Genomic DNA, 12653 nt, shown 5'->3' on the forward strand with positions numbered 1-12653 from the left:
CGAATGCGTACGCGCAGCGACGGACCGGCCGCACATGCCTCCGGTGTGTGACCAATAACGGATCTCTAATTTCCGTTTCCACTCGCTCTCCTGGCGGTCGATCAGTAGCCTCTGGTCAACACTGACCATGAACATGGCCGGATCGCCGTGGCGACTTGTTGGAGACATCGATGGAGCGTCCCGCCTGGGCACCGCAAGGCATTGACATCTCGGTGCCGAGCGTGTCTCGCATGTACGACTTCTATCTGGGCGGTTCGCACAATTTCGAGGTGGACAGGGAAGCGGCCCGCAAGGCCATGGAGTTCATGCCGGGCCTGCCCAAGGTCATGCAGGCCAATCGGGCTTTTATGCGACGGGCCGTGCAGTACGCGACCACTTCGGGCGTCAACCAGTTCCTGGACATAGGCTCCGGGATACCGACCTTCGGCAATGTTCATGAAGTCGCCCAGGCCGCCGATCCCGAGGCGCGCATCGCCTATGTCGACCACGACTCGGTCGCGGTCGCACACAGCCAGGCGGTGCTCGAGGGCAACGACCGGGCCGTCATCGCCGCCGCCGATCTGCGCAAGCCCCAGGACATCCTGGAGAACCCGCAGATCAACGGCCTCCTCGACCTGGACAGGCCGGTGGCGCTGCTGCTGGTGGCGGTGCTCCACTTCATCGAGGACACCGACGACCCGTACGCGGCGGTCGCCGAGCTGCGCGACGCACTGGCCCCCGGCAGCCTGCTGCTCCTGACCCACGCCTCGTACGAGGGGATTCCGCTCTCCGAGGAGGAGGCGGGCGGGACGGTCGGTGTCTACCGCACCATCCGCAACCCGCTGATCATGCGCTCGCGCACGGAGATCGGCCGCTTCTTCGACGGGTACGAGATGGTCGACCCCGGGCTCGTGGCCATGCCCGAATGGCGGCCCGAGTCCCCGGAGCAGCTCGCGCAGGAGGACCCGTTCGCCTACTCGGGCTTCGCCGGGGTTGGGCGCAAGGCGTGAGCATTCCCGCCCAGTCGTCAGGCGCGCCCGACGCGGAGCCCGACGGCCCCGAGGGCCGGCTCCGGAGATTCGCCACCATCTGGAGCCGGGCGATCTTCCCGTCGACGGCCACCTCCCTGTCACGCCCCGAGTTCGAGGAGCATCTGCTGCCGCTCGCGCGGCAGTTGAGCGACATCCTGCACACCCGGGTCTTCGACGCCACGCCCGCGCACGGCGTCGGGGCCTCACTCGTCGCCGCGCACTGCACGGATCCCGACGCCCTGAGCTCCACGCTCGGCGTCGTCGACTCCTACCTGGTCCTGTACTGCGGCGGCAACGGGCCGGTGGAGCTGTCGACCGAGGACAGCCGGGCCCGGTGCGCGCGGATCCAGCACGCGCTGGCCGGCGGCTTCACCCAGGCCCTGCGGGAGCGGACGCTCGCCGAGCAGGAGGCGATCGCCCGCTCGGCGCTCACCGCCCGCTCCGACGCCGAACAGGCGCTGCACGCCACCGAGGCCCGCTTCCGCGCCGTCTTCAAGGACGCCGCCATCGGGATCGGCATCGCCGACCTCGAAGGCAACATCCTGGAGATCAACGACACCCTCACCCGGATGTTCGGCGGCCTGGAGAACCACGTCCGCAGCCACAAGGTCAACGAATGGGTGCACCCCGAGGACTCGCCGCACGTCTGGAGGTACTACGACGAGCTGGTGCGGGGCGAGCGCGAGCACTACAGCGTCGAGAAGCCGTACTACCGCAACGACGGCACCGTCCTGTGGACCAACCTCACCGTCTCGCTGCTGCGGGACTCGGAGGGGCGTCCGGAGTACCAGCTGGCCCTCATGGAGGACACCACCGAGCGGCGGCTGCTCAATCTGAGGCTGCGGTACGAGGCCACCCACGACGCGCTCACCGGGCTGCCCAACCGGACGCTTTTCTTCGAGCGTCTGGAGAAGGCCCTCGCGCCCAGGGAGGGCATGCGCTTCGGGCTCTGCTACCTGGACCTCGACGGCTTCAAGGCCATCAACGACAGCCTGGGCCACGCGGCGGGGGACCGGCTCCTGGTCGAGGTCGCCGACCGGCTGCAGAGCTGCGCCACCGCCCCCGGTGAGATGGTCGCGCGGCTCGGCGGCGACGAGTTCGTCGCGCTCACGACCGGGCCGCGCACCCAGGACGAGGTCCACGAGCTCGCCGGGCGGATCCTCTCCGCACTCGCCACGCCCATGCGTCTCGACGGCCGGGAGCTGACCGTACGGGGCTCCATCGGCGTCGTCGAGGGCCCGTCGGGCGAGCGCACCGCCGCCGAGGTGCTGCGCAGCGCCGACATCACGATGTACCGGGCCAAGGCGGCGGGCGGGAACCGCTTCGCGCTCGCCGATGCCGAGGCCGACGCCCGCGCCATCACCCGCCACGGGCTGACCACGGCGCTGCCGGCGGCGCTGGACCGCGGTGAGTTCTTCATCGAGTACCAGCCGCTGGTGCACCTCGGGGACGGCAGTGTGCACGGGGCCGAGGCGCTGGTGCGCTGGTGCCATCCGCAGCACGGTGTGCTCGGCCCGGACCGGTTCATCCCGCTCGCCGAGCACACGGGGCTGATCGTGCCGCTCGGCCGCTGGGTCCTGGAGGAGTCGGTCCGGCAGGCGAACTTCTGGCAGGAGCGTCACACCGACGGCGGCCCCCTCCGGATCAACGTCAACCTCTCGCCGACCCAGCTGCACCACCCGAACCTGGTCGCCGAGACCGTCGACGTACTGGAGCGTTCCGGCCTGGAAGCGGGTGCCCTCTGCCTGGAGGTCACCGAGTCCGCGCTGATCGGCGCGGACGACGACCTGCTCAAGCCGCTGCGCCAACTGGCGGAGATGGGCGTCGACATCGCCCTGGACGACTTCGGCACCGGCTACTCGAACCTGGCGAACCTGCGCCGGCTGCCGGTGAGCATCCTCAAGCTGGATCGTTCCTTCACCCAGGGCATGCAGCACCACCCGGCCGACCCGGTGGACCTGAAGATCGTCGAGGGCATCGTCTCGCTCGCCCACAGCCTGGACCTCGCGGTCACGGTCGAGGGTGTCGAGACCGGCGCCCAGGCAGAGCAGCTGCGACAGCTCGGCTGCGACACCGCCCAGGGCTGGTACTACGCGCGGCCGGGCGCCCCGGACCGCATCCACTCGCTGCTGCTGGCGGACGCGGTCTGACGCCCGTGTCCTCGGCCGCCGCCCGGGCCGGACCCGCCGGCGGCTGAGGACACGCCGGGCGGCCCCGCCCCCAGAAGCATCCGCTGGAGCTCGCGCGCCGCGCGCGGCGGTTCGACGTCGCTGCGGTGCGCCAGGGCGATCGTGCGCCGCAGCCCCGGTGGGGCCAGCGGCGTCGTCCGCAGGCCCTGGCCGGCCCGTACGGCCACCATGCGGGGGACGACGGCGATCCCCAGGCCCGCCCGTACGAAGCCGAGTACGGCGTCCATCTCGCCGCCCTCCACCGTGAACGAGGGCTCGAAGCCCTCCGCCCGGCACGCGGCGACGGTCAGCTCCCGCAGGTCGTAGCCGTGCCGGAACATCACCAGCGGCTCGTTCTCCAGATCGGCGATGTGCACGGACCCCTTCCGGCCGGGCGCGGGCCGGGACTCCGACGACACCACCACCAGGTCCTCGTGCAGCAGCTCCACCGTGGTCAGCGCCGGGGAGGCCGCGGGCAGCGGCAGCACGAGCAGCGCGAGATCCAGCGCGCCGCGCGCCAGCTGCCGTACGAGGTCGTGGGAGCCGCCCTCCTCGATCAGCAGCTGGATCCCCGGGTGCGCGCCGTGGAAGGCGCGCAGCACCTCGGGCAGCAGCCCCGTGCAGACGCTCGGGGTGGCGCCGAGCCTGATCCGCCCGCGGCGCAGCTGTACGAGTTCCTGCACCTCGTGCCGTGCGGTGTCGGCGTCCGCCAGGATCCGGCGGGCGAGCGGCAGCAGCGCCTCACCCGCGTCGGTCAGCGCGATGTTGCCGCGCGCCCGGCTGAACAGCTCGGCGCCCAGCTCGTTCTCCAGGGCCTTGATCTGCTGGGAGAGGGAGGGCTGCGACACATGCACCTCCTCGGCGGCCCGGGTGAAGTGCCTGGCCTCGGCCACGGCCACGAAATAGGCGAGCTGCTGGAAGTGCATGGCACCCACGATAGCCAATTCGATAGTGACTGCCTATGGAGATGAGTCGTTTCATGTCTTGGACTGATGATGCCCTCCGCCTCTAGCGTCGTGTCCATGGCACTGGCAACGCGGACGGACCGACGGCCGTCGATGACGCGTACGCTCTGGGACTCGTCCGTCGGCAAGAAGACGATCATGGCTGTGAGCGGCCTGATCATGCTCGGTTATCTGGCGGTCCACATGCTGGGCAACCTGAAGATCTTCTTCGGATCCGGCGAGTTCAATCACTACGCGCACTGGCTCCGGACCCTCGGTGAGCCCTTCCTGCACTACGAGTGGGCGCTGTGGATCATCCGCGTGGTCCTCGTCGCGGCAGTCGTGCTGCACGCCGTCTCCGCGTACCAGCTGAGCCGACGCGACCTCAGGGCGCGCCCCACGGCGTACGTGCACAAGAAGGCGCGGTCCAGCTACGCGACGCGCACCATGCGCTACGGCGGCGTCATCCTCGCGCTGTTCATCGTCTGGCACATCCTGGACCTCACGACCGGCACCGTGCACACCGGCGGATTCCAGCCGGGGCACCCCTACCAGAACGTGCTCGACACCTTCTCGACCTGGTACGGGAACGTCATCTACATCGTCGCCGTGCTCGCCCTGGGGCTGCACGTCCAGCACGGCTTCTGGAGCGCCGCACAGACGCTGGGTGTGGGCAGCGCGACCCGCGACCGGGTGCTGAAGACGCTCGCCAACCTGCTCGCCGTGGTGCTGACCGCGGGCTTCGTCTCCGTACCCGTCGCCGTCATGACCGGATTGGTGAGCTGACATGGCCGACTACACGACGTACACGACGGGGGAGCCCGTCACCGACACCAAGGCGCCCACCGGACCGGTCGCCGACCGCTGGAACACCCGGCGCTTCGAGGCCAAGCTCGTCAACCCCGCCAACCGCCGCAAGCACACCGTCATCGTGGTCGGCACCGGCCTCGCGGGCGGCTCGGCCGGCGCGACCCTCGCCGAACAGGGCTACCACGTCGTCCAGTTCTGCTTCCAGGACTCGCCCCGGCGCGCCCACTCCGTCGCCGCGCAGGGCGGCATCAACGCGGCCAAGAACTACCGCAACGACGGCGACTCGGTGCACCGGCTCTTCTACGACACCGTCAAGGGCGGCGACTTCCGTGCCCGGGAGTCCAACGTCCACCGGCTGGCCGAGATCTCGGTGGAGATCATCGACCAGTGCGTCGCCCAGGGCGTGCCCTTCGCCCGTGAGTACGGCGGCCTCCTCGACAACCGCTCCTTCGGCGGCGTCCAGGTCTCCCGCACCTTCTACGCACGCGGCCAGACGGGGCAGCAGCTCCTCCTCGGGGCCTACCAGGCGCTCTCCCGGCAGATCGCCGCGGGCAACGTCGAGCTCCACTCCCGCACCGAGATGCTCGACCTGATCGTGGTCGACGGCAAGGCCCGCGGCATCGTGGCCCGCGACCTCGTCACCGGGAAGATCGATACGTACTTCGCCGACGCGGTCGTCCTGGCCAGCGGTGGCTACGGCAACGTCTTCTACCTGTCGACGAACGCCATGAACTCCAACGCCACCGCCATCTGGCGCGCCCACCGGCGCGGCGCCTACTTCGCCAACCCCTGCTTCACCCAGATCCACCCCACCTGCATCCCGCGCACCGGCGACCACCAGTCCAAGCTGACGCTGATGAGCGAGTCGCTGCGCAACGACGGACGCATCTGGGTCCCGAAGGCCAAGGGCGACGACCGCCCCGCCCACCTGATCCCGGAGGACGAGCGGGACTACTACCTGGAGCGCATCTACCCCGCCTTCGGCAACCTCGTGCCCCGCGACATCGCCTCCCGCGCCGCGAAGAACGTGTGCGACGAGGGCCGCGGGGTCGGCCCCGGCGGCCAGGGCGTCTACCTCGACTTCGCCGAGGCCATCGCGCGCATGGGCCGCAAGGCCGTCGAGGAGAAGTACGGCAACCTCTTCGACATGTACGCGCGGATCACCGCGGAGAACCCGTACGAGACGCCGATGCGGATCTACCCCGCCGTGCACTACACGATGGGCGGCCTCTGGGTCGACTACGACCTCCAGACCACCATCCCCGGCCTCTTCGCCATCGGCGAGGCCAACTTCTCCGACCACGGTGCCAACCGCCTCGGCGCCTCCGCGCTGATGCAGGGCCTCGCCGACGGCTACTTCGTCCTGCCGTCGACGATCAACGACTACCTGGCCCGCAACCCGCACACCGAGGAGATCGACGCCGGCCACCCCGCGGTCACCGAGGCCGTCGCCGAGACCGAGGACCGGCTCAACCTCCTCCTCGCCGTCGACGGGGACCGCACCCCGGACTCCTTCCACCGCGAGATCGGCGAACTCATGTGGGAGTTCTGCGGAATGGCCCGCACCGAGGAAGGGCTCCGCAAGGCCCTCGACCGGATCCCGCAGATCCGCGAGGAGTTCTGGCGCCGCATCAAGGTGCCCGGCACCGGAGAACAGTTCAACCAGTCGCTGGAGAAGGCCAACCGCGTCGTCGACTACCTGGAGCTCGCCGAGCTCATGTGCCTCGACGCCCTGCACCGCGCCGAATCCTGCGGCGGCCACTTCCGCGAGGAGTCCCAGACCCCGGACGGCGAGGCCGCCCGCCGGGACGAGGAGTTCTCGTACGCGGCGGCCTGGGAGTTCAGCGCCACCGGCGACGCCCCCGTCCTGCACAAGGAAGACCTCGTCTTCGAGTACGTCCACCCCACTCAGCGGAGCTACGCATGAAGCTCACCCTGCGCGTCTGGCGCCAGCAGAACGCCGAGGCGCCCGGCGCCATGGCCACCTACGAAGTCGACGGCATCTCGCAGGACATGTCGTTCCTGGAGATGCTCGACACCCTCAACGAGGAGCTCATCCTCGGCGGGGACGAGCCCGTCGCCTTCGACCACGACTGTCGCGAGGGCATCTGCGGCGCGTGCAGCCTCGTCATCAACGGCGACGCCCACGGACCGGAGCGGACCACCACCTGCCAGCTCCACATGCGGTCCTTCGAGGACGGCGACACGATCGACATCGAGCCGTGGCGCGCCTCGGCCTTCCCGGTCGTCAAGGACCTCGTCGTCGACCGCTCCTCCTTCGACCGGATCATCCAGGCGGGCGGCTACATCTCGGCACCCACCGGTACCGCCCCGGACGCCCACGCCACCCCGGTGCCCAAGCCGGACGCCGACTCGGCCTTCGAGCACGCCGAGTGCATCGGCTGCGGTGCCTGCGTCGCCGCCTGCCCGAACGGCTCGGCGATGCTCTTCACCTCCGCCAAGGTCAACCATCTCAACGTGCTCCCGCAGGGAGCGCCCGAGCGCGAGACCCGGGTGCTCGACATGGTCGCCACCATGGACGACGAGGGCTTCGGCGGCTGCACCCTCACCGGTGAGTGCGCCACGGCCTGCCCCAAGGGCATCCCGCTGCCGTCGATCACCGCCATGAACAAGGAATGGCTGCGCGCCAACCGCAAGGTGCGCCGCTGACCGGCCGCCGGCTCTGTGTACCGCGTTTTCAGCCGTCCGGCGGGAATCGCCTCCGTCCTCCCCCGGTCCCGCTGGACGCTCCGCACGGTACTTTGGAGGGGAAGGCCCCTGAAGAAGGACGGGTGACCCGATGCCGTGGTTCGTGTGGCTGCTCGCCGCCGCGGCGCTGGGTGCCGCGGAGTTCTTCACCCTGACGCTGGTCCTGGGGCTGCTGGCCGGGGCGGCGCTGGTGGCCGCCCTGGTCGCCGGTGTGGGCGTCGGGCTCCTCGGCCAGATCGTGGCCCTGGCGGCAGCGGCTGCGGCCGGCCTCATCCTTGTCCGCCCTGTCGCCCTGCGCCTCATGGCGCAGCAACCGATCACACGCGAGGGCAGCGCCGCGCTGATCGGCAAGCAGGCGCAGGTCGTGCGGGAGGTCACCGGGACCCGCGGCCTGATCAAACTCGCCGGCGAGGAGTGGTCCGCCCGCGCCCTCGACGAGAGCCTCGTGATCCCGGAGGGAGCCCTGGTCGACGTCATGGAGATCGACGGTGCCACGGCTGTCGTCTACCCCAGGGAGCTCCTTCCGTGACCGGCTGAACGCAGAGCGACGGAGGCATTGTGGATCCCCTTGTCATCCCCATTCTCGTGGCGGCCATCGTCGTCATCTTCCTCGTGGCCTCGACCGTGCGGATCGTCCCGCAGGCGCGCCGCTACAACGTCGAACGGTTCGGCCGGTACCGCCGGACACTCCAGCCGGGCCTGAACCTGGTCGTGCCCGTGGCGGACCGCATCAACTCCAAGCTCGACGTGCGCGAACAGGTCTACTCGTCCGAGCCCAAGCCGGTGATCACCGAGGACAACCTCGTGGTGAACATCGACACGGTGCTCTACTACCAGATCACCGACCCGCGGTCGGCGGCCTACGAGGTCGCCGACTATCTGCACGCGATCGATCAGCTCACCGTCACCACGCTGAGGAACGTCATCGGCTCCATGGACCTGGAGGGCACGCTCACCTCGCGTGAGGAGATCAACGCCCGGCTCCGTGCCGTCCTCGACGACGCCACCGGCAAGTGGGGCATCCGGGTCAACCGCGTCGAGATCAAGGCCATCGACCCGCCGAACACCATCAAGGAGGCGATGGAGAAGCAGATGCGTGCCGAGCGTGACAAGCGCGCGGCCATCCTGCACGCCGAGGGTGAGCGGCAGGCCAAGATCCTCACCGCGGAAGGTACGAAGCAGAAGGACATCCTGGAGGCACAGGGCACCCAGCAGGCCATGATCCTCCGGGCGGACGGCGAGGCGAAAGCCGTGGAGCTCGTCTTCCAGTCCGTCCACCGCAACAACGCCGACGCGAAGGTCCTCGCGTACAAGTACCTTGAGACACTTCCCAGCCTGGCGAGCAGCGACAACAACACCTTCTGGGTGATCCCGGGCGAGCTGACCGAGGCGATCAGGACGGTCACCAGTGCGTTCGGCGACGACTCGAAGGGCGCCCCGCCGCCTGCCGCCGAGGCCGACGAAGCACGTCCCGAGGACGGCGAGGTGCCGGGCAGCGGCGGGACGCCGGAGCTCGACGCCCCGTCGGCCCTCTCGCTCGACGCGGCCCAGGCGACCGACGAGGCCGAGAAGCAGGCCGCCGCCGCGGTCAGCGATGCCAAGGCGGAGGCGCAGGCCGCACAGTCGTCCCAGCTGCCGGGCCGGGGCCGGACGTCCGGCGACTGAGCCTCCCGTCCGGCCGGTCCGGACCCGCCCCCGTGCCGGCTACCCGAGCGCCTTCGCCAGATAGCCGGCCGTACGGCTCCCCGCCGCGCGGGCGACCTCACGCGGCGTACCGGTGGCGACGATCCTGCCGCCCCGGTCGCCGCCGCCCGGACCCAGGTCGATCACGTGGTCCGCACCGGCCACCACCGCCATGTCGTGCTCCACGACCACCACGGTGTTCCCCGCGTCCACCAGCCCGTGCAACTGCCCCATCAGCACCTCCACATCGGCCGGGTGCAGTCCCGTCGTCGGCTCGTCCAGGAGGTAGAGCGTGTGCCCCCGCCGGGCGCGCTGGAGTTCGGAGGCGAGCTTGATCCGCTGCGCCTCACCGCCGGACAGCTCCGTGGCCGGCTGGCCGAGGCGCAGATAGCCGAGCCCCACGTCCAGCAGGGCCCGCAGACTGCGCTCGGCGGCCGGGGTCCCGGCGAGGAACTCCGCCGCCGCCTCCACCGTCAGGTCCAGCACCTCGGCGATGGTGAACCCGCGCAGCGTCACCTCCAGCGTCGGCGGGTTGTAGCGCGCGCCGTGGCAGTCCGGACAGGGAGCGTACGTACTGGGCAGGAAGAGCAGCTCGACCGAGACGAACCCCTCGCCCTGACAGGTCTCGCAGCGCCCGCCCGCCACGTTGAACGAGAACCGGCCCGCCCGGTACTTCCTGGCCCGCGCCGTCTCCGTCTCCGCGAACATCTTCCGTACGACGTCGAACAGCCCGGTGTACGTGGCCAGGTTGGACCGGGGCGTACGGCCGATGGGCCGCTGGTCGACCTGTACGAGCCGGTCCACCGCCTCCAGGCCCTCCGCCGACGCGCAGCCCCGCACCTCCTCCGGAGCGGCCGGCGCGTCCGTCTCCGCCTGCCGCCGGTCGGCCAGCACACCCGCCAGGACCTGGCCCACCAGCGTCGACTTGCCGGACCCCGACACACCGGTGACCGCCGTGAGCACCCCGAGCGGGAACGCCGCGTCGACACCGCGCACATTGTGCAGGTCCACCCCGCGCAGGGTGATCCACCCGGTGGGGGTGCGCGGCTCGCGGGCCGGCGGCGGGTCCTCGTCGAAGAGGAACCGCCGGGTCGCGGATTCCGCCACCCCGGCGAGGTCCGCCGGAGGGCCGCTGTGCAGGACCCGGCCGCCGTGCTCGCCCGCCAGCGGCCCCACGTCCACCAGCCAGTCGGCCTGCCGCACCACGTCCATCTGGTGCTCCACGACGAAGACCGAGTTCCCCGCGTCCTTGAGCCTGCCGAGCACCCCGAGCAGCGACTCCGTGTCGGCGGGGTGGAGCCCTGCCGACGGCTCGTCCAGCACGTAGACGACGCCGAACAGGCCCGAGCGCAGCTGGGTGGCGAGCCTCAGCCGCTGCAGCTCGCCCGAGGACAGGGTCGGCGCCGTACGGTCGAGGCTGAGATAGCCGAGTCCGAGCTCCGTGACCGGCCCGATCCTGGCCAGCAGGTCGGCCGTCAGCACGCGTGCCGTGTCGCTCGCGCCGCCCGCCTCCAGCAGCACCTCGGTGAGGGCGGTGAGCGGCAGAGCGACGAGGTCGGCGATCGTCCGGCCCGCGAAGGTGACCGCCAGGGCCTCCGGCCGCAGCCGGCTGCCTCCGCACACCGGACACGGGGCGCTCGTCAGGAAGCGCTCCGCCTTCGCCCGCAGCGTCCGGCTCCTGGAATCGGCGAACGTGTGCATCACATAGCGCCGTGCGCTCATGTACGTGCCCTGGTAAGGGCGCTGGATCCGGCCCGCCTCGCGTACCGGATGGACCGTCACCACCGGCTGCTCGTCGGTGAACAGGATCCACGTACGGTCCGCGGGCTCCAGCTCCCGCCACGGCCGCTCGATGTCGTAGCCCAGGGCGTCCAGCACATCGCGCAGGTTCTTGCCCTGCCAGGCTCCGGGCCAGGCCGCGACGGCGCCCTCCCGGATCGACAACGACGGGTCCGGGACGAGCAGTTCCTCGGTGGTGCGGTGGATGCGCCCCAGGCCGTGGCACTCCGGGCACGCGCCGGCCGCGGTGTTCGGCGAGAAGGAGTCCGAGTCGAGCCGCTCGGCCCCCGGCGGGTAGTCACCGGCACGCGAGAAGAGCATCCGCAGGGAGTTGGACAGCGTGGTGACCGTACCCACCGAGGAGCGCGAACCGGGCGCCGACCGGCGCTGCTCCAGGGACACGGCGGGTGGCAGACCGGTGATCTCACCCACGTCGGGCGCCCCGACCTGATGGATCAGCCGGCGGGCGTACGGGGCGACGGACTCGAAGTACCGGCGCTGGGCCTCCGCGTAGACCGTCCCGAACGCCAGGGAGGACTTGCCGGAGCCCGAGACACCCGTGAACACCACGAGCATGTCGCGCGGGATGTCGACGTCCACGTCGGTGAGGTTGTGTTCACGCGCGCCGCGCACCCGGACGTACGGATCATGAGGGGTGGACATCGGCGGCACGGCTCCGTGGAGTAGGTGGGGTGGGCATGCTTCTGCCGGTGATCCTCCCGCACGGGGAAGAACCACCGGCAGCGCGGGGGCCGGACCTACACCATCGGGTCCATGCCGCGGTCCGTCATGGAGCTCTCCTGCTCGCTCTGCTCCCGCAGGCGGCGGGCCTTGTCCTGGAGCCGCTGCCGCTGCTCCGGGTCGGTGGCGCGTTCCGCTGCCTCGTTCAGTTCCTGTGCCTTGGCACGCAGCTGCTTGGCACGGCCGCCGGACTCACCTGCAACGCTCATGATCACTCCTGGATCTGTGGGGGAGCGGACCTCCTCAGCGAAACAGCGCCCGGCCCCGGCTGCATCTCGAACGGCCACGCTCCGCGACCGGTGCCGGCCGGCCCGTGCCCCGTTCGGACCTCCCGCCCGGCAGGCGTAAGGGTGTGGGTGTGGGGTAGTGGGTGCGACGGGTCACCACCGTCGTCCGACAGTGAGGAGAGGTGCCATGCCGGCAGGATCCAGCCCCAAGCGTGAACGCCAGTACGAGCACATCAAGGAAGGCGCCGAGAAGCGCGGTACGTCCACGAAGCGTGCCGAGGAGATCGCGGCGCGGACCGTGAACAAGGAGCGGGCCCGCTCGGGAGAGTCCCGCAGCGCGAGCCGCACCTCGGTCAAGGACCCCAAGTCGGCCTCCGAGCGTGGTGGGCAGCGTTCCCACAGCGGAGCGCAGGGACCGACGAGGGACCAGCTGTACGAGGAGGCCAGGAAGCGCAACGTCGAAGGCCGGTCCTCGATGAACAAGGAGCAGCTGCGCAAGGCCCTGGGACGCTGAGGGCCAGGAGCGTCGCCTGCCGGCCCCGGGACGCTGAGGACGTGAGCGGCGGCGCGGGACCGCTCTAA

At 70.6% G+C, this 12653-nt stretch carries 11 protein-coding genes; 8 read left to right on the forward strand and 3 right to left on the reverse strand.

Annotated features, from left to right (window positions below; genetic code table 11):
- Nucleotides 1-170: 170 nt before the first annotated feature.
- Complete coding sequence (locus tag JKV81_RS35120; protein ID WP_129259915.1) at nucleotides 171-989, forward strand: SAM-dependent methyltransferase; 819 nt, start codon at nucleotides 171-173, stop codon at nucleotides 987-989.
- Complete coding sequence (locus JKV81_RS35125; protein ID WP_129259916.1) at nucleotides 986-3160, forward strand: putative bifunctional diguanylate cyclase/phosphodiesterase; 2175 nt, start codon at nucleotides 986-988, stop codon at nucleotides 3158-3160. The genes JKV81_RS35120 and JKV81_RS35125 overlap by 4 nt, the downstream gene beginning before the upstream one ends.
- On the opposite strand, the gene JKV81_RS35130 is transcribed toward JKV81_RS35125, so the two are convergent.
- Nucleotides 3100-4104, reverse strand: coding sequence for a LysR family transcriptional regulator (locus JKV81_RS35130; protein WP_236058541.1), 1005 nt, complete (start codon nucleotides 4102-4104; stop codon nucleotides 3100-3102). The genes JKV81_RS35125 and JKV81_RS35130 overlap by 61 nt on opposite strands.
- 96 nt (nucleotides 4105-4200) lie before the next feature.
- Here JKV81_RS35130 and JKV81_RS35135 point away from each other — a divergent pair, with 96 nt between their 5' ends.
- The 5 genes from JKV81_RS35135 to JKV81_RS35155 all read left to right on the forward strand — a co-directional run bounded on the left by JKV81_RS35135 (nucleotide 4201) and on the right by JKV81_RS35155 (nucleotide 9306).
- Nucleotides 4201-4908 carry a succinate dehydrogenase gene (locus JKV81_RS35135; protein WP_202079632.1) on the forward strand — a complete coding sequence of 236 codons (708 nt, stop codon included), beginning with the start codon at nucleotides 4201-4203 and terminating at the stop codon, nucleotides 4906-4908.
- 1 nt (nucleotide 4909) lies between these two features.
- Nucleotides 4910-6859 carry a fumarate reductase/succinate dehydrogenase flavoprotein subunit gene (locus JKV81_RS35140; RefSeq protein ID WP_202079634.1) on the forward strand — a complete coding sequence of 650 codons (1950 nt, stop codon included), beginning with the start codon at nucleotides 4910-4912 and terminating at the stop codon, nucleotides 6857-6859.
- On the forward strand, nucleotides 6856-7602 hold the full coding sequence (locus JKV81_RS35145; RefSeq protein WP_099175811.1) for a succinate dehydrogenase/fumarate reductase iron-sulfur subunit: 747 nt from the start codon (nucleotides 6856-6858) through the stop codon (nucleotides 7600-7602). Before JKV81_RS35140 ends, JKV81_RS35145 begins: the two co-directional genes overlap by 4 nt.
- Nucleotides 7603-7732: 130 nt before the next feature.
- Nucleotides 7733-8170: an NfeD family protein gene (locus tag JKV81_RS35150; protein WP_202079636.1), complete on the forward strand. Its 438-nt coding sequence runs from the start codon at nucleotides 7733-7735 to the stop codon at nucleotides 8168-8170.
- 29 nt (nucleotides 8171-8199) lie between these two features.
- Nucleotides 8200-9306, forward strand: a complete 1107-nt coding sequence (locus JKV81_RS35155; RefSeq protein ID WP_129259921.1) for an SPFH domain-containing protein — start codon at nucleotides 8200-8202, stop codon at nucleotides 9304-9306.
- A 39-nt stretch (nucleotides 9307-9345) separates the two neighbouring features.
- Here JKV81_RS35155 and JKV81_RS35160 read toward each other — a convergent pair whose 3' ends face one another.
- Both JKV81_RS35160 and JKV81_RS35165 read right to left on the reverse strand, forming a co-directional pair.
- Nucleotides 9346-11766 (reverse strand): excinuclease ABC subunit UvrA, encoded by a 2421-nt coding sequence (locus tag JKV81_RS35160; RefSeq protein WP_202079638.1) that lies wholly within the window; start codon nucleotides 11764-11766, stop codon nucleotides 9346-9348.
- Between the two features lie 95 nt (nucleotides 11767-11861).
- The gene (locus JKV81_RS35165; RefSeq protein WP_104782993.1) at nucleotides 11862-12053 is read right to left on the reverse strand and encodes a DUF6381 family protein; all 192 of its coding nucleotides are present in this window, start codon (nucleotides 12051-12053) and stop codon (nucleotides 11862-11864) included.
- 205 nt (nucleotides 12054-12258) lie between these two features.
- Between JKV81_RS35165 and JKV81_RS35170 the strand changes: the two genes are divergently transcribed.
- On the forward strand, nucleotides 12259-12585 hold the full coding sequence (locus tag JKV81_RS35170) for a plasmid stabilization protein (RefSeq protein ID WP_129259923.1): 327 nt from the start codon (nucleotides 12259-12261) through the stop codon (nucleotides 12583-12585).
- Nucleotides 12586-12653 lie beyond the last annotated feature (68 nt).

The sequence above is a fragment of the Streptomyces silvae genome, assembly GCF_016745505.1.
Taxonomy (GTDB): domain Bacteria; phylum Actinomycetota; class Actinomycetes; order Streptomycetales; family Streptomycetaceae; genus Streptomyces; species Streptomyces silvae.